The sequence below is a fragment of the Duganella sp. SG902 genome (assembly GCF_013376005.1).
In the GTDB taxonomy this organism is placed as follows: domain Bacteria; phylum Pseudomonadota; class Gammaproteobacteria; order Burkholderiales; family Burkholderiaceae_D; genus Rugamonas.
In genome coordinates this window covers 621,442-638,198 of record NZ_JABMJK010000001.1, presented here as the reverse complement: position 1 = coordinate 638,198, position 16,757 = coordinate 621,442, and the positions used below count along the sequence as shown (strand labels likewise).

13 protein-coding genes and 1 tRNA gene are annotated in these 16,757 nt (G+C 62.5%); 5 read left to right on the top strand and 9 right to left on the bottom strand.

The annotated features are described in order from the left end of the window. Positions 1-882 precede the first annotated feature (882 nt). The 4 genes from FHW83_RS02810 to FHW83_RS02795 all read left to right on the top strand — a co-directional run bounded on the left by FHW83_RS02810 (position 883) and on the right by FHW83_RS02795 (position 3,559). Positions 883-1,446, top strand: coding sequence for a DUF2199 domain-containing protein (locus FHW83_RS02810; RefSeq protein ID WP_308936723.1), 564 nt, complete (start codon positions 883-885; stop codon positions 1,444-1,446). A gap of 484 nt (positions 1,447-1,930) precedes the next feature. Continuing rightward, positions 1,931-2,620 (top strand): hypothetical protein, encoded by a 690-nt coding sequence (locus FHW83_RS02805; protein ID WP_176644808.1) that lies wholly within the window; start codon positions 1,931-1,933, stop codon positions 2,618-2,620. 102 nt (positions 2,621-2,722) lie between these two features. Further along, positions 2,723-3,154 carry a DUF29 domain-containing protein gene (locus tag FHW83_RS02800; RefSeq protein ID WP_176644807.1) on the top strand — a complete coding sequence of 144 codons (432 nt, stop codon included), beginning with the start codon at positions 2,723-2,725 and terminating at the stop codon, positions 3,152-3,154. A 3-nt stretch (positions 3,155-3,157) separates the two neighbouring features. Beyond that, on the top strand, positions 3,158-3,559 hold the full coding sequence (locus FHW83_RS02795) for a DUF29 family protein (RefSeq protein WP_176644806.1): 402 nt from the start codon (positions 3,158-3,160) through the stop codon (positions 3,557-3,559). Here the strand turns inward: FHW83_RS02795 and FHW83_RS02790 are convergent. After that, on the bottom strand, positions 3,544-4,947 hold the full coding sequence (locus FHW83_RS02790; RefSeq protein ID WP_176644805.1) for a c-type cytochrome: 1,404 nt from the start codon (positions 4,945-4,947) through the stop codon (positions 3,544-3,546). The genes FHW83_RS02795 and FHW83_RS02790 overlap by 16 nt on opposite strands. Positions 4,948-4,998: 51 nt before the next feature. Further along, on the bottom strand, positions 4,999-6,639 hold the full coding sequence (locus tag FHW83_RS31135; protein WP_176644977.1) for a methyl-accepting chemotaxis protein: 1,641 nt from the start codon (positions 6,637-6,639) through the stop codon (positions 4,999-5,001). 169 nt (positions 6,640-6,808) lie between these two features. Here FHW83_RS31135 and FHW83_RS02780 point away from each other — a divergent pair, with 169 nt between their 5' ends. Then, positions 6,809-7,531 (top strand): alpha/beta hydrolase, encoded by a 723-nt coding sequence (locus tag FHW83_RS02780; RefSeq protein ID WP_176644804.1) that lies wholly within the window; start codon positions 6,809-6,811, stop codon positions 7,529-7,531. On the opposite strand, the gene FHW83_RS02775 is transcribed toward FHW83_RS02780, so the two are convergent. The 7 genes from FHW83_RS02775 to fdnG form a co-directional block, all read right to left on the bottom strand. Next, a tRNA-Sec gene (locus FHW83_RS02775) sits at positions 7,516-7,611 on the bottom strand. The genes FHW83_RS02780 and FHW83_RS02775 overlap by 16 nt on opposite strands. A 4-nt stretch (positions 7,612-7,615) precedes the next feature. Continuing rightward, positions 7,616-9,538: a selenocysteine-specific translation elongation factor gene (gene selB / locus FHW83_RS02770; RefSeq protein WP_176644803.1), complete on the bottom strand. Its 1,923-nt coding sequence runs from the start codon at positions 9,536-9,538 to the stop codon at positions 7,616-7,618. Beyond that, the gene (gene selA / locus FHW83_RS02765; protein ID WP_176644802.1) at positions 9,535-11,004 is read right to left on the bottom strand and encodes an L-seryl-tRNA(Sec) selenium transferase; all 1,470 of its coding nucleotides are present in this window, start codon (positions 11,002-11,004) and stop codon (positions 9,535-9,537) included. Before selA ends, selB begins: the two co-directional genes overlap by 4 nt. Beyond that, positions 11,001-11,987 carry a formate dehydrogenase accessory protein FdhE gene (gene fdhE / locus FHW83_RS02760; protein WP_176644801.1) on the bottom strand — a complete coding sequence of 329 codons (987 nt, stop codon included), beginning with the start codon at positions 11,985-11,987 and terminating at the stop codon, positions 11,001-11,003. The genes selA and fdhE overlap by 4 nt, the downstream gene beginning before the upstream one ends. A gap of 54 nt (positions 11,988-12,041) precedes the next feature. Further along, on the bottom strand, positions 12,042-12,695 hold the full coding sequence (locus FHW83_RS02755; protein ID WP_176644800.1) for a formate dehydrogenase subunit gamma: 654 nt from the start codon (positions 12,693-12,695) through the stop codon (positions 12,042-12,044). Next, a complete protein-coding gene (fdxH, locus tag FHW83_RS02750; protein ID WP_176644799.1) occupies positions 12,692-13,606 on the bottom strand; it encodes a formate dehydrogenase subunit beta in 915 nt (304 codons plus the stop codon). Before fdxH ends, FHW83_RS02755 begins: the two co-directional genes overlap by 4 nt. 18 nt (positions 13,607-13,624) lie before the next feature. After that, entirely contained in the window at positions 13,625-16,696 is a 3,072-nt protein-coding gene (gene fdnG, locus FHW83_RS02745) for a formate dehydrogenase-N subunit alpha (RefSeq protein WP_176644798.1), read from the bottom strand. Positions 16,697-16,757: the final 61 nt, after the last annotated feature.

Below are 16,757 nucleotides of genomic sequence, written 5' to 3'. Positions count from 1 at the left end.
TCTTGGCTGCTGTTGCTGCTGTAGGTGTTTCAGCAGCTACGGTCTTCTTTTTTCAGGTGCAAGTTTGGGGCGAGTAATGCATAACAGTTCCGTCAACTGGACGCCCAAAACGCTGCGCGTTTCGGGTGCCCATCGCGCTGCGCGCTCCGGCGTCAGTTACGTCCAACGTTAGAGTTCCTATGCACGCACTTGCGTTCTTGTTCGGCCTACTGGCTTATGTAGTATTCGGAGCTTTCTTTGGATTGATGGTTCTTGGCGTCGGTTTCATGCCTGAAGGTCCATCCCGGACATTCGGTACGTACTTCATTCTTCTTGCGCCGCTTGTCCCGACTGGACTTTTGGTTGGTCGTATCGCGCCTTCGCGTGCTTGCTGGGTTGCCGCTCTCTTGGCGCTCTTGGCATTGGCGTTTTTCGTTTGGAGCGCAGGCGCTCCGTTACCATTGGTGCTACCGGATTCCGAACCAAACCCATTGACTTGGTCCTTCCAGTTCCTTTATCAAGGCGTCTGCTATCTGGCAGCTTGCATTCCTGCTGTCTGGCTTGGTTCCAAGTGGCGCGCGGCAGTCATACGTTCTAACCATTCATTCAACCCGGACGCGCCAAAGCGCGCCGGTTAATTGAAGCACGTTGGGCTGCATGAAGATTCAGGACGATCACGAGGTAGAGGAACCCGAGCAGGTTACTCGGTTTGTTTGCGGTGCTATTCTTGGCGCTTTAATTGGCGTTGTGCTCGTACTGGTATGCGGTATCGCATCTTTTATCGGAACGGCCTTCGCCTTTGTAGTACCGATGGTGGGGTTCGGTTTAATGGCTCTTTATTTGGGTGATCGCTTTTGGAGGCAGGTACTGGAATGGCTAGTTTGGTTCTGATAGTGCCAGACCTTGCAGTCAACTGGGCTGCCTCCACGCCGCGCTTTTCGGCAGCCAGTTATTTTTCACGTTAGACAGAAAGGTGCTTCTTTGATTTGCTCAAAATGTGGTGAGGAACATCTGCTGGAAGAAATGGAGCTGACTTTTCGTCGCCCCGACGATGTCGCGAAGCTTTCGACCGAAGAGCGGTCGCGTCTTCTTCAAGAGAACAACGATCTATGCGTCATTGAGGGGAAGCGATTCTTCATTCGCGGGCTGCTGCCGCTCCCGGTCGAGTTGCGTGAGCATCCATACTGCATAGGGCTATGGGTTGAAGTCCCACAGTCTTCGTTTGAGCGGATCTACGACCTCTGGGACTCGGATGAACAGCTTAACGAACCGCCATTCGATGCTCGAATTGCCAACGAGATTCCAACCTCTAATGGCTCTCTTGGTCTAAAAGCAGAACTACGGTTGACGGGGCCGACGACTCGGCCGGATGTTTTTCTGAAGCCGAGTGCACACCAGCTTTATGTTGAGCAGGCAAGGGGTATAGATGCGCATCGAGCGTCCGAGTACATTGCTCTAATTGCGTAGATATATGTCTAACCTTCCGCTCCCGAGGATGCGCTGCTGCGAGCGTTGCCCGCTGTAGCACGCCGCTGAGCCAACGGGTCGACCTTGAGCGTCGAGTTGGCGGTCTCATTCCGCTTCGAATGCTGGTCGAGGTGGCGGAATATTTTGTTGACGGAAGCATCAACAGCTCAATGTTCAATAGCATGGTCAAGGACGTCTTTGAAATGAGGAAATCATCGAAGTGAAGCAAATGGCCGAACCATCTATTCCAGCGAATGCCTACCGGCGCCGCTGAGCAAACACTTTAGGCCAATAGATGAAAACTTCAATGAAACGCTTACCGTACAGTTTATGGTTTGGTGTTGGGACAGCCGTCGGTACTCTTTTATACACAGGATTTCTGAGTGCTTCGCAAGAGATGGACTGGTATCGTGCAGTATTTGTCGGCACGTTCTGTGGCCTTATCGCGGCCGTGTGGCCACGTAGGAAGTGAAGGGAGATTATTTTGGGAGTCGAATATCGTCATTTTCTGATCGTGGATGATCCGGCCTGGACGCCACATGCTGATACCGCCGCGCGCGTCGACGCCGTGCTTCGGCGCTGGTTGTTGGTTGATAAGGTGGAGCAATGTCTCGACCTCACGGGAGGGGCGCTAAACCCGATCGATGCAGCCGATCTCTCGTCCATCAAGGCCGGTGCCGGTGTGGCTGTCGTCTACGCGGGAATCGCTGGCGAGCCGGTGATGCGTATTGCCGGAGCGTCACTCTATAACGATATTGATCCGCGTGACCGCTACACGATGCGCACCTCGCTGGTACTGGGCGACGATTTCAGAATTCCGTGGAGTTCCGACGGGGTCTGGTTTGAACTCATCAGCCCACCCACCATCGCTGGGCAACCGATCGCAGCCAACGAGAGTGACGATGAACCCGGCCCCGACCTTTTGTATGAGCGATCCTTTCCTTCCGAGGGTGCATCGCCTCCGGTCGTAAAGGTTCATGTTCAGGATGGCGCGAAGGAAAACATCGCCTGGGATCACATCCAAGGGTATTGGCGTGCCGCGTTGGTCATTGACTTTGGCAAGGACCTTCCATCGTTTTGCGGAGGGATTCAGGCTCTTCCCGCGCGTGATTTCGTGACGGACATGGCGGATGCTTTTCGTAGCCGCCTGGTGGAAATTGGCGAATTCTATTGAGGCGGCCCACCTGTCCCGCAGCGGACGGCTTCGCCCATTTTTTTGTCTGAACTTTTGACGTACGCTTCTGTCTAACTCATATCTGGTCTAACAGAGGATGCCATGAGCAATCTGTATGAACACGACTTTGTTGCCTGGGCGGAGCAGCAGGCCCACCTGCTACGCACAGGCCAGTGGTCGCGGCTCGATATCGATAATATCGTCGAGGAGATAGCGGATGTGGGCAAGAGTGAAAGACACGCATTGCAAAGCCGGCTCAGGGTGCTGATCGCGCATCTGTTGAAATGGACTCATCAACCCGCGCGACGTGGACGTAGTTGGCGTCGGACTATCAAGGACCAGCGAGCGGCAATTGCACTCCACTTGAAGCGGCATCCCAGCTTAAAACCTGCGTTGGATGATCCGGACTGGCTGGAGAGTGCGTTTGCTGACGCACGAACGGATGCTTTTGACGAGACAGGCATTCCCGATCTGCCGCTCAATCTGCCTTGGTCCATCGAACAGTTGATGGATCAGGATTTTCTTCCGGAGTGAAAAATGAAGATGGGCATTTACGATCCTGGCCGTTGGTCGCAAGAGTGGACATTTTGGCCGGTAAACGACGAGGGAGGGCAGGGCGACGTGCGCCAGATATTGCTGCGGCACTGTGCCGAACTGCTGGCGCACCTGGCGCGATGGCAGCAGCAGGAAGGGAATCAATGCTTGCTGTGGCAGCGCTTGATCGTATTGCAGCGTCGGCGGATTGCCCGCACGCTGGCCACTGCGCCAACGCTGTGTACGATGTTGACTGAGGAGAAATTCCTTCAGGATGCCTGGCTGGACGCGCTGCTCAAGGTCATAGGCGAAGTGAACTGCTTTGATTTACCGGACGCCTGTCCCTGGACACTGGAACAGGCGCTGGATCAGGAGTTTTTCCCGGCAGCTTACTTGCCGTCGTAAGTCACGCGGAAAATACGGCCGGCGTAGTCGTCGGAGACCAGCAGCGAGCCGTCGGCCAGAGTGACCACGTCGACCGGGCGGCCGACCACTTCATCGCCGCGCAGGAAGCCGTCGATGAAGGAGGTGTCGCTGACCATCTTGTTGCCGTACAGCGTGATGAGGCGGACCGTGTAGCCGATCTTGGTCGAACGGTTCCACGAGCCATGCTCGGCCACGAAGATGTTGTTGCGGTACGCCTCGGGGAATTGCTTGCCGGTGTAGAAGCTCAAGCCCAGCGGCGCCACGTGCGGCCCCAGCTTGGCGACCGGCTCGACGAACTCTTCGCAGGTGCGGCCCTTGCCGAACTCGGGATCCGGCACCACGCCGCCATGGCAATACGGGAAGCCGAAGTGCTGGCCGAACTTGGTCAGCACATTGAGCTCGCACGACGGCGTGTTGTCGCCGAGCTCGTCGCGGCCGTTATCGGTGAACCACAGCTGCCTGGTGGTGGGATGGAAGGCGAAGCCCACTGTGTTGCGCACGCCGCGCGCCACTTCCTCGAGCTGGCTGCCGTCCGCGTTCATGCGGTAGATCTTGGCGCTCTTGGTGTCATCGGTATCGCAGATATTGCAGGGGGCGCCGACCGGGATGTACAGCTTGCCGTCCGGGCTGGCCTTGATGACTTTCTCGCCGTGCCATTTGTCGTTCGGCAGGCTCACCTTCACCACTTCATACGAGGGCTTTTGCGCGTAGCGCTTGTCGATATTGTCGAAGCGGATCACGCGGCCGATTTCACCCACGTACAGCGCGCCATTCAGCAGCGTTACGCCGATCGGATTTTCCAGCCCTTCGGCGATGGTCACGACCTCGGCCGACTGCTTGTTGGCGCGCGGCACCAGCGCGTACACTTTGCCGGCCTTGCGCGATCCGACGTAGACGATGCCGCTGTCCGACACCACCATGCTGCGCGCCGTTTCCGCGCCCTCGGCATACACGCTGATGCGGAAGCCCTTGGGCAGCTTGAAGCCGCTCAGCAAATCGCTGGCGACCGGTTTGGCGGCGGGCGCTGCCGCGGCGGGCGCCGCTGCCAGCTTCTTGTCGGCATTGGCCGCGATGTAATCGGCCAGCAGCGCGATCTGCTGCGCGCTCAGCGCGGGCGACCACGCCGGCATATTCTTCTCCGGCACGCCCTTGCTGATGACCTTGATCAGATTGGCCTTGGTTGGCGCGCCGTGGATCCACGCGTGCTGGCCCAGCGTCGGGCCGACCGCGCCCTCCAGCTTGGCGCCGTGGCAGGCCGCGCAATTGGCTTGGTACAGTTGCTCGGCCGTCTGGGCCGGTGCCGCCTGGGCGGCGAAGGAGGCGAACGCAATGCCGATGGCGGCGGCTTGCAGAGCGATCTTGTGCATTTCTAGGTCCCCTGATGAGTGATGCCGCCATTGTACAAGTTTCAACCGGGCCTAGGTGCCGGTGCGCTGTCTGGCAGGGGCGGGCAGGTGTGCCGCTGGCGCCAGCGCGCGCGGCTTGCCGATCGGCGTCACGCTGGCCGGGGAGTGCGATGCGCCATCGACCTTGAACACACTCACCAGCTCCGCCAGGTTGGACGCCTGGCCCTGCATGGCTTCGGCCGCCGCCGAGGCCTGTTCCACCAGCGCGGCGTTCTGCTGCGTCACGCCGTCCATTTCGATGATGGCGCGGTTGATCTGCTCGATGCCGGCTTCCTGCTCGCTGCTGGCGCTGGTGATCTGCGCCATGATTTCGCTGACGTTGCGGATGCTGTCCACCACTTCCGCCATCGTCTTGCCGGCCTCGTCGACCAGCATGCCGCCGTTGGCGATCTTCTCCACCGATTCGTTGATCAGGTGCTTGATGTCCTTGGCGGCGCTGGCCGAGCGTTGCGCCAGCGTGCGCACTTCCTGCGCCACCACGGCGAAGCCGCGCCCTTGTTCGCCGGCGCGCGCCGCTTCCACCGCCGCGTTCAGCGCGAGGATATTGGTCTGGAAGGCGATGCCGTCGATGACGCCGATGATGTCGACGATCTGGCGCGAGGAGGCGCTGATCGCTTCCATGGTGGTCACCACGCCGCCGACCACTTCGCCGCCGCGCTCGGCCACGCCGGAGGCGCCGGCCGCCAGTTGGTTGGCCTGGCGGGCGAACTCGGTGTTCTGCTTGACGGTCGCGGTCAGTTCCTCCATCGAGGACGCGGTCTCCTCCAGCGAGCCGGCCTGCTGCTCGGTGCGCGAGGACAGGTCCAGGTTGCCGCTGGCGATTTCATCGGCGGCGGTCGCCACCGCGTCGGTGCTGCTGCGCACCTCGCTGACGATGGCGGCCAGGCGGTCGCGCATGGCGGCGATGCTGTACAGCAGGCTGGAACGGTCGCCCGCCGCCAGTTTCACCTGCACGGTCAGGTCGCCGCCGGCGATGCGGTCGGTGATGCCGGCCGCGTAGCCCGGCTCGCCACCAAGCTGCAGGAGCAGCGAACGGCTGATCAGCCAGCCCAGTATCAGCGCCACCGCGACCGAGGACGCGCTCAGCACGGTAATCATCCACGCCGAGCCGACGCTGCGGTTGTGGATGGCCAGGCCGATTTCATCGATGACCGCCTGCTGGCGCGCCACCAGCTCGCCCATGTGCTGCACGTACGCCTGGCCGGCCGGGATGAATTCCCGCTCAACGATCTGCTTGGTTTTGTCGAGGTCGCCGTCCGCCTTGGCGGCCAGGGCGCGCTTGCGGGCATCCTGGTAGACCTTGCGCTGGACCAGCGCGGCATCGAACAGGGCTTTGGCCCGGTCGTCGTCCAGCAGCTCGATGATCTGGCGCTGATTGGCCTCGGCGATCCTGGAGTTGGCGGCGATGCCGTCCTCAAACATCTTTTGCGTGGCCGGATCGCTGGTCTGGACGGCGCCCAGCGCGCGCTGGACATTGCTCTCGACGATGGCTTTCCACGCACTCACCAGACGCTCGGTCTTGAGGTGGTTGGCCAGCAGGGCGTCGGTGTCGGCCGCCGTCTGGCGGATGCTGAGCCAACTGGCGATGGCCACCGCCAGCAACAGCAGCAGGGTGGCGCCAAAGCCTATGGCCAGCCGCTTGCCGACCTTCATTTCAGATAATTTCACAGTGCCTCCGTATATCGCGGGTGTTGGGGGTGTTTACGTTCGTCTCGGAGGTTTATTATTAAAAAGTAATTTAAGTTTCCAAAGTGCATTTTACCACTGTAACATATCTCTTACCTGGATTTACAAAGCTGAAGCGCTTGGGTAGGCTGCGGTCATGACTACCATCATTGATTTCGAGGCCCCGTTTGAGGGCAGGCAGCTGAAAGGCGATCACTATGTTGGACGCGACAGCAATCGGATTTTGTATCTGCACGGCGCCGGCAACAGCACGCGGCGCGGCCACCACCTGCTGCGCGGCGCCTTGCAGCGGCGCGGGCTGGGCAGCGTGTGTTTCGACGCCGTCGGCCACGGCGACACCGGCGGCACGTTAGCCGAATCGTCGGTGGCCAGCCGCACGCGCCAGGCGCAGGCCGTGCTGGCGGCGGTGGCGGGGCGCGCGCTGCCGGAGCCGCTGGTGGTGATCGGGTCGAGCATGGGCGCGTACAACGCGATCCGCCTGAGCGAGCGGCATCGTGTCGATGCGCTGGTGCTGATCGTGCCCGGTGTGTATACGCCGTCGGCCTACGAGGTGCCGTTCGGCCCCGCGTTCTCCGCCATCATCCGCCGCGAGCGCAGTTGGGCCGACAGCGATGCGTGGGACATCCTGTCGCGCTTCGAGGGCCGGCTATTGGTGATTCACGCCGAGCATGACGCGGTGATCCCGCTGGAGATATCGGAACGGCTGGTGGCCGCCGCCACGCGTGCCGAATCGCGCCAGTTGCACATCGTGCGGGGCGCGGAACACAATCGCCTGTGGTCACTGTTGGAGGAGACGCCGGAGCACTTCGACGCGGCGGTCGATATGGTCGCGGCGATGGTGAATGGCGGAAGGCAGTAGGAGTCGAACTTACGAGGGAGCGGCTGACGCCCCCCACCGGGTTTGAAGCCCGGCCCCATCACCGGATGAGTATGCCTTCCGTTGCTAAATGCCGCTGTACGACCACACGGCATTCGGTCGTATCAGGTGGATGTTGCCGACCCGCCGAGTATAGCCGACGCGGTCGAAGAACTCCAATATCTGTATGGCGCGCTTGCGTCCGAGGCCGGTGGCGTCGCGGAACGACGCGGCCTGCACCTCGGGCAGCGTCGCCACGATGCGCGCCAGTTCATCCAGCCGCTGCGGATGATAAAACAAATCCTTCACCACCTGGTTCAACTCTCCCGTTTTGGAGAGCTTGAGCAGCAGGCGCCGCACCTCCGCTTCCGGCATGTCGTGCTCGCGCATCAGGTCACGCACCCATGGCGGGTCGAAGCCGCCCGCCAGCAGGGACGCCAGCAGCGGCGCGGCCTGCGCTTGTTCCTCGGCGCTGAGTTCCACACTGTGCTCAGGCAGATGCAGGCTGCGTCCGCGCTGCCGGATCGCGCCATCGGCCAGCAGCGTTTCCACCAGCCGGCTCCAGAGGCGGTCTTCAATATCCGGCGATACGATGCGCTTCAGGCGCCACAGCTCCGGTCCCGCTTCGTCCGGCGCGCGCTCGTGGAATTCGGCCAAGGCGGCGACAATGCGTGCCTGCAGCGCTTGCGCTTCGGCGTGCGCGATCAGCAGCGTGTCGCCGCCTTGCAGCGGGACCTCCAGCGTGCCTGGCGGCGCGCTGATTTGCGCGGCCGGCAGTTGCGTCAACCGTACCAGCGCCGATGCACGCAATCCCAGTGGCGCGCGTGCCAGCAAGGTGCTGATGTCGCCATGGCCGTTGCCCCTGTTGCCACCGTGGCCGATGAAATCGGCCAGCGCATCGAGCCACGCCATGCGGGTGGCGCTGCGGCGTTTGCGCGCCGGAGCGAAGGGATCGAGCACCACGCCGCCGCCGATGGTGGCCGTCGCCTGTGCGTTGCGGATCACGAAGCGGTCGCCCGGCACGGCGTGCACCGGCGCGTCCAGCACCAGTTGCACGCGGCCGGTGTGGCCCGGCGCCAGTATCTCATCGTCGAGCATCACCACGTTGGCCGTGTGATGCGCCGCGCCCAGGTGCACGTGCACCGGCGACCAAGGTTTGAGCGTGAGGCCGCAGTCTGGCGTCAACGTCAGCTCCACGTCCACGCGTTGCGAGCATTCGGCCAGCGCCGGCGCGACCACCCACGATCCGCGAGCGATATCCTCCTTGGCCGCGCCGCTCAAATTCAGCGCCAGCCGCTGGCCCGCGCGGCCCACGTCGGCGGCGCGGTTCTGTGCGTGGATGCTGCGCACGCGCACCGGCTGCCCGTCGGGCGCCAGTTGCAGCGTGTCTCCGACGCGCACGCTGCCGGCCAGCGCGGTACCGGTGACGATGGTGCCTTGCCCGGACAGCGTGAACACGCGGTCCACGCCCAGCCGGAACAGGCGGTGTTCATCGTTGGACGGCAGCGTGGCCGCCATCCCGGCCAGATGGCGCAGCAGCGCCTGAACGCCGATGTCGTCCGCCAGCGTGGCGTTGGTGCGGAAGATCTGCGCGCCCGCGAAATCGGTCGGCGCGAGCAGGGCGTGGATTTCCTGTTCCAGCTGCTCCAGCCGGCTCGCGTCCACGCGGTCTATCTTGGTCATGGCTACCGCGCCACGTTTCACCCCCAGCAGACGCAGGATGGCGAGGTGCTCCAGCGTTTGCGGCATGATGCCGTCGTCAGCCGCGATCACCAGCAGCGCGGCGTCGATGCCGGTGACGCCGGCAGCCATGGTGCGGATGAATTTCTCGTGGCCCGGCACGTCGATCACGCCGAGGATGTCGTCCCCCAGCGGCGTGTAGGCGTAGCCAAGTTCGATCGAGATGCCGCGCGCCTTCTCTTCCTTCAGGCGATCGGTGTCAACGCCGGTGAGGGCGCGCGTGAGCGTGGTCTTGCCGTGGTCGATGTGTCCCGCTGTGCCGACGATCATGCTGTGAGCAGGGCCAATTGTTCGATGAAGCGCTGCTGTTGGTGCGCCTGCAGGCAGCGCAGGTCCAGCCACAGGGCGTCTTGCGCCACGCGGCCGATCACCGGTAGCGGCAGGGCGCGCAGGCGTTGTTCCAGCACGCCCAGCGCATTGCTGATGCGGCCTGTCGCGGCGGGCCGGACCACCAGTCCGTGGCTTGGCAACTGGTCGACAGGCAGCGCGCCGCTGCCGATCTGGCTCGTCATCGCTTCGTCGGTGACCGTGTAGTTGGCGCCCAACGCCGCTTGCAGCAGCGGCAGGAGGGTTTGCGCTTGCGCGCGCATCTCGGCGGCAGGGCGGGTCAGCAGCTTGAGGGTGGTCAGGCGCTCCGGCAGCAGGTCCGGCGCGCGGTACAGCGCGAGCACCGGCTCCAGCGCGGCCAGCGTCAGTTTGCCGACGCGCAGCGCGCGCTTGAGTGGGTTCTTCTTGATCTGCGCGATCAGGTCTTTACGGCCGACGATGATGCCGCATTGCGGGCCGCCCAGCAGCTTGTCGCCGCTGAAGGTGACCAGATCGGCGCCACCCTCGATGGTTTCGCGCACGGTGGTTTCATGCGGCAGGCCGTATTGTTCAAGATCGACCAGCGTGCCGCTGCCCAGGTCCACCGCCAACGGAATGTTGTGCTTCTTCGCCAGCGGGGATAGCTCGTCCAGCTCTACGCTTTTGGTGAAGCCGGTGATGGCGTAGTTGCTGGTGTGGACCTTCATCATCAGCGCGGTTTGCGGGCCGGCGGCTTCGTCGTAATCCTTCAAATGCGTGCGGTTGGTGGCGCCGACTTCACGCAGGATGGCGCCGGCGCGCGTCATCACGTCCGGGATGCGGAAGGCGCCGCCGATTTCCACCAGTTCGCCGCGCGAGACGATCACCTCTTTGTTCAGGGCGACGGTGTTCAGCATCAGCAGCACGGCGGCGGCGTTGTTGTTGACGATGGTGGCGGCTTCGGCGCCGGTCAGTTCCAGCAGCAGCTCTTCGATCAGGTTGTCGCGGTCTCCGCGCTTGCCGGTGTCGATGTCCCATTCGAGATTCATTGGCCAGCGCATCGCGTCGACCACGGCTTGCACCGCGCTGTCGGGCAGCAGGGCGCGGCCAAGATTGGTGTGCAGGACGGTGCCGGTCAGGTTGAAGACAGGACGCAGCGGCGAGGTGTTTTGGTCGCGCAGCCGGGCGCCCAGCATGGCGATCAGCGAGGGAATGGTGGTGTCCGGAGCGGCTGCCAGCGCTGCTGCGGCGCCACCGTCGCGGGCGGCCAACAGCATGGCGCGCAGCTCGGCCAGCAGCGCGCGGGCGGCTTCCAGCGTCTGCACGCGGCCATATTCGGCGATCAGGGATTCACAGCCCGCGTCCGACAGGATCAGATGGACGGCCGGGAGGCGAATCGCGCCGCCTGCGGCTTGCGTGGCGACGGCGCCTTTGTCCGCTGGTGTGCTCATTCCGCGTTGAACCACAACAGTGGATTGCCGCTGGCGCGGGAGTAGCCGGCTTCGCCGACCAACAAGTCGAGCGCCAGGCTGGCCAGATCATCGGCCAGCGGGTCGACGTAGAAATCGTGCTCCTGGTTGAAGATCTTGCGGTAAGTATGGCAGTCGTCGCAGGTCTCGGCGCGCGCCACCTTGCTTGGATCGTTGGCCTTGTTGACCGGCTCCGCGGCCTCCTGATCGATGCTCTGGTAAGCCACTTTCGCCGTGCCTTCGCAGCACGAGCACTTTACCCGCACCATGTGCCACTCGCTGGCGCAGCAGCTGCATTGCAGATAGCGGTAGCCCTGCGACTGCCCGCCTATCCGGATCACACTCGCCACCGGATGCGCGCCGCACACCGGGCACAAGGTATTGGTCACCAGCGGCTGCACACGCGGCGCATCCAGCTGGCTGGCGCGCATGGTCCACATCACTTGCAAGGCCGCTGCCACGAACGGCGCGTGCAGCGGATGCACGCCTTCCGTCAGCTCGGCCAGGATTGCGTCCGCGCAGCCTTCCAGCTGCGCCGTATCGAGTGCGCGCAATTCCACCAGCACCGCGGCCAATTGCGGCTGGCTCCCGGCCAGCGTGTCCAGTTGATCGAGGATGGCGTCGAACACACGGCGCCAGGTGGCCGGGCGCTGGCCGCTGACGGGCAGCGGCGGCATGTGGTGATCGATGGCCAGCTGAATGGTGGCGGTATCCGGCATGGCGAATGTGTCGGCGGGCAGCGAGCGGATCGCCGCCGCCTGCGCATCCACCAGCGCCGCCATCAGGTTGAGATAGCCGGCCAGCGTTTCGCCGACCGGTATGCCCTTGATTTGATTATTTGCCAACTGCCGCAGGCGCGCCGCGCGCGCAGTGAACAGACTGCGCGCTTCCGGCAGCAGCAGGCGAGGGATGGCGGTGTGATCGAGCGCCTCGATCTCACCGGGTTCTAGCAAGCGTTGTACCAAAAAAATCTCCCTGAAACAGGCCCAGGATGTCCCGGCGCAGGGAGCATTCTAAACCTAGTCGCGACTCTTGCGAACCACCTCCTCAAACCAGCGGGGATGGTGCTTGCGCGCCCACCCGTAGGTCACTGTGCCGCGTACCATGGCGCCGATCGAACCCTTGACCCAGAACGCCGCGTAAATATGCACGATGATCGAGCAAATCAGCACAAAAGCGCTGAACGCGTGCAGCAGAGCCGCCAGCCGCACGATCTCGATCGGGAAGTAGAAGGCGAAATACGCGCGCCAGATCACAATGCCGGACAACAGCAGTCCGCACATCGACGCGATCAGCACGAAGAACAGGATCTTCTGGCCGGCGTTGTACATGCCGATCTTCGGGAGCTTGTCCTCGCGGTTGTTGAGCACATCGTCCATCTGCCGCAGCCACTGCTTGTCCGCCGCGTCCATGCGGTTGTGATGCCAGAAGCGCAGCACCAGCATCGCGAACGACACAAACATCACCAGCCCGATGAACGGATGCAGGATGCGCGTCCATTGGCCGCCACCGAGGAACACCGCCATCCATGACGTCGCCGGGTGGAACATGGCCAGCCCGGAGACGGCCAGCAGAACGAAGCAGATGGCAGTGACCCAGTGATTGCTGCGCTCATTCTTGGTGTAGCGCTGGATCAGCGGATTGCCGTCTTTATCACGGTTAGGTGAGCTCATGGTGCTTCCTCCCTGATACGTTTAGCTTCCGCCACCGCCTCGGCTTCCTCGTCTTTCGACACCTCGTTCGGACCCACGCGCGAGTAGTGGAACCATCCCGCCAGCGCGGTGATCGCCATGCCGGCCAGCGCCAAGGGCTTGGTCAGGCCCTTCCACAAACCGACGGTGGCGCTGATGCTCGGATTCTCGCGCAGCCCGTGGTACAGCGTCGGCTGGTCCGCGTGGTGCAGCACGTACATGACGTGCGTGCCGCCGACGCCGGCCGGGTCGTACAAGCCCGCCTGCGCAAAGCCGCGCGATTTCAGGTCCGTGATGCGCTCCTCCGCATGCTCCTTCATATCCTCCTTGGTGCCGAACATGATGGCGCCGGTAGGGCAGGTCTTCACGCACGCGGGTTCCTGGCCGACGGCCACGCGGTCCGAGCACAAGGTGCATTTGTAGGCGCGGCTGTCCTGCTTGGAAATGCGCGGCACATCGAACGGGCAGCCTGCCACGCAGTAGCCGCAGCCGATGCAGTTCTCCTGATGGAAATCCACAATGCCATTGGTGTACTGCACAATGGCGCCCGGCGAAGGGCAGGCCTTCAGACAGCCCGGATCCTCGCAGTGCATGCAGCCGTCCTTGCGGATCAGCCATTCCAGATCGCCCTTCGGATTCTCGTATTCCGAGAAGCGCATGACGGTCCACGATTGCGGCGTCAGGTCCAAAGGATTGTCGTAGACGCCGGTGGTTTCACCCACCTCGTCGCGCAGGTCGTTCCATTCCATGCAGGCGGTCTGACAAGCCTTGCACCCGATGCACTTGGAAACGTCGATCAGCTTGGCGACAGTGCCGGTCACCGGTGTGCGGGCCACCGGCGTTTGCACCGTCGTCGCCGACATGCGCTTGATATCAAGTGATTGTAATGCCATGTTTATCTCCTCCGGCCGTTAAGCTTTTTCCACTTTCACCAGGAACGACTTCGATTCCGGTGTCTGTGAATTGCCGTCGCCCACGACAGGCGTCAGCGTGTTAACCAAGTAGCCCGGTTTAGTGAGCCCCTTGAAGCCAAAGTTGATCGGCAGGCCGACGTGGTGCATCGGTTTGCCATCGATGGTCAACTGCTTGATACGCTTGGTCACCACCGCTTTCGCGATGATGTAGCCGCGTCCCGACGTCACCTTCACGCGGTCGCCATGCACCACACCGACCTCCTTGGCCAGCGCTTCGCCGATTTCGACGAACTGCTCCGGCTGGATAATGGAGTTCAGGCGCGCATGCTTGGTCCAGAAGTGGAAGTGCTCCGTGAGACGATAGCTGGTCGCCGCATGCGGGAACTGCTCCTTCTTGCCCAACTTCTTGCGGTCGTTGGGGAACATGCGGCCGGCCGGGTTGTTGAAGGCTTTCGGATTGTTCGGATGCAGCGGGTTATGCCCGATCGGCGATTCGAATGGCTCGTAGTGCTCGGGGAACGGGCCCTCCGCCATCGCGTCGCGCGAGAAGAAGCGTGCCACGCCTTCGGCCAGCATGATGAATGGACCCATGCCGTTTTCGGGCGGTTCATCCACTTTGAAGTCCGGTACGTCGGCGCCGCCCCAGTTGGTGCCGTTCCACGCAATCAGCTTGCGGGTCGGGTCCCATGGCTTGCCTTTCGGGTCGCAGGAAGCGCGGTTGTACAGCACGCGGCGGTTGGCCGGCCATGCCCATGCCCAGTTCAGCGTCTGGCCGATGCCGGTCGGGTCGCTGTTGTCGCGGCGGCCCATCTGATTGCCGGCAGCGGTCCAGCAACCGGCAAAGATCCAGCAACCGCAAGCGGTGCTGCCGTCGTCCTTCAGTTGCGCGAAGCCTGCCAGCTGTTCGTTTTTCTTCAGGATTACCTTGGTCGGGTCTTTCGGATCGGTGATCTCCTTCAGGGCCTTGCCGTTGTACTCCATCGCCAGTTCTTCCGGCGTGGGGGATGCCGGATTGGCGTAGTTCCAGGTCAGGTTCAGAATCGGATCAGGGAATTTCCCACCCTCGGTCTGGTACGCCTTCTTCATGCGCAGGAAGATACCCGACATGATTTCCAGATCGCTCTTGGTCTGGCCCGGTCCTTCAGCACCTTGCCAGTGCCATTGCAGCACGCGCGAGGAACTGACCAGCGAGCCGCGTTCTTCCGCGAAGCAGGTGGTCGGCAGGCTGAATACCTCGGTCTGGATTTGCGCTGGATCGACCTTATGGAAGTCGCCGTGCGGTTTCCAGAACTCGGCGGTTTCGGTTTGCAGCGGGTCCATGATTACCAGCCACTTCAACCTGGACAACGCTTCGGTGGTCTTCTGCTTGTCCGGCGCCGACGCCAGGATGTTGAAGCCCTGGCAGATGTAGCCGGTCATTTTCCCCTGGATCATCAGCTCGAACGCCTGCATCATGTCGTAAGGCTTATCGAGCTTGGGCAGGTAGTCGAAGGCGTAGTTGTTTTCCTCGGTCGCGGCGTCGCCCCACCAGGCCTTCATGAAGGAGACCAGGAACTTCTTGGCGTTGCTGTAGTAGCTCAACTGGTTGGGGCGCAGAGGCTTGAGCGCGCGCTTGGCCACGTACGCATCCCACTCCTGTTCCGCCTCTCCCGGCAGCGAGAGATAACCCGGCAGCATATTGGTCAGCAGGCCAAGGTCGGTCAGGCCCTGGATGTTGGAGTGGCCGCGCAGCGCGTTCATGCCGCCGCCGGCGATGCCCATGTTCCCGAGCAGCAGCTGCACCATGGCGCCGGTGCGCAGCGTTTCCGCGCCGGTCGAGTGCTGGGTCCAGCCCAATGCGTACAGGATGGTCGCGGCACGTCCCGGCACGGCGGTCGACGCCAGCAGCTCCGCCACGTGATGGAATTTCTCCGGCGGCACGCCGCAGGCTTTCTCCACCATCTCCGGCGTGTAGCGCGCGTAGTGCTTCTTCATCAGCTGGTACACGCAACGCGGATGCTCCAGCGTTGGATCGATCTTGGCAAAGCCGTCTTCGCCGATCTCGTAGTTCCAGCTGCTCTTGTCCGTGTACTTGTTCTTCTCGTTGTCCCAGCCCGAATACAGGCCGTCGTTAAAGGCGAAATCCTCTCGGACGATGAACGGCATGTCCGTGTAATTACGGACGTAGTCGTGCTGGATTTTGTCGTTGGTGAGCAGGTAGTTGATGATACCGCCCAGGAAAACGATGTCCGCACCGGTACGGGTAGGGACGTAATAGTCCGCCACCGAAGCGGTTCGGGTATAGCGCGGATCGACCACGATCAGCTTGGCGCCGCGATGCGCCTTGGCCTCCGTGACCCATTTAAACCCGCAAGGGTGTGCTTCCGCCGCGTTGCCGCCCATGACCAGGATGACATCCGCATTCTTGATGTCGACCCAGTGATTCGTCATCGCACCACGTCCAAATGTCGAGGCAAGACCTGCCACCGTTGGACCGTGTCATACGCGTGCTTGATTGTCGAATGGGAGCATGCCGGTGGCACGCATCGTTTTATGGGTTAAGTAGCCTACTTCATTGGTGCTGGCGGACGCGCACAGCATGCCGGTGGTGGTCCAGCGGTTGACGGTTTTGCCGTCCTCGGTTTTCTCGACGAAGTTGGCGTCACGGTCCGCCTTCATCAATTTGGCGATGCGGTTGAGCGCTTCATCCCACGACATGGGCGTCCATTCGGTCGCGCCGGGCGCGCGGTACTGCGGCGCGAGCAGGCGGTTCGGGGAGTGGATGAAGTCGATCAGGCTGGCGCCTTTCGGACACAGGGTGCCGCGGTTGACCGGGTGATCGGCGTCGCCCTCGATGTGGATGATGCTGGCCGAGGCGTTCTTGGCGCCGTCGCCCAAGCCGTACATCAGAAGGCCGCATCCAACGGAGCAGTAGGGGCAGGTGTTGCGGGTTTCGGTGCTGCGCGCCAGCTTGTATTGCCGGACTTCGGCCAGGGCCGTCGCCGGTGCAAAGCCGAGGAGCGCGATGCTCGAACCCGCGATGGTCGCGCCGGTCACCCGAAGGAACTGGCGTCGTGACATCTGGTTCATGGTGTCCTCTCTTTTTGTCTGGTGACCTGCTGAGTTTAGCACCGGCAACTGGCGATTCGCG

What these genes read in the sequence shown, in the direction of transcription:
- FHW83_RS02795 (WP_176644806.1), top strand. Translation starts at nt 3,158, where the DNA reads ATGAAGATGGGCATTTACGATCCTGGCCGTTGGTCGCAAGAGTGGACA.
- FHW83_RS02800 (WP_176644807.1), top strand. Translation starts at nt 2,723, where the DNA reads ATGAGCAATCTGTATGAACACGACTTTGTTGCCTGGGCGGAGCAGCAG.
- selA (WP_176644802.1), bottom strand. Translation starts at nt 11,004, where the DNA reads ATGAGCACACCAGCGGACAAAGGCGCCGTCGCCACGCAAGCCGCAGGC.
- selB (WP_176644803.1), bottom strand. Translation starts at nt 9,538, where the DNA reads ATGATCGTCGGCACAGCGGGACACATCGACCACGGCAAGACCACGCTC.
- FHW83_RS02755 (WP_176644800.1), bottom strand. Translation starts at nt 12,695, where the DNA reads ATGAGCTCACCTAACCGTGATAAAGACGGCAATCCGCTGATCCAGCGC.
- FHW83_RS02780 (WP_176644804.1), top strand. Translation starts at nt 6,809, where the DNA reads ATGACTACCATCATTGATTTCGAGGCCCCGTTTGAGGGCAGGCAGCTG.
- FHW83_RS02790 (WP_176644805.1), bottom strand. Translation starts at nt 4,947, where the DNA reads ATGCACAAGATCGCTCTGCAAGCCGCCGCCATCGGCATTGCGTTCGCC.
- FHW83_RS31135 (WP_176644977.1), bottom strand. Translation starts at nt 6,639, where the DNA reads ATGAAGGTCGGCAAGCGGCTGGCCATAGGCTTTGGCGCCACCCTGCTG.
- fdxH (WP_176644799.1), bottom strand. Translation starts at nt 13,606, where the DNA reads ATGGCATTACAATCACTTGATATCAAGCGCATGTCGGCGACGACGGTG.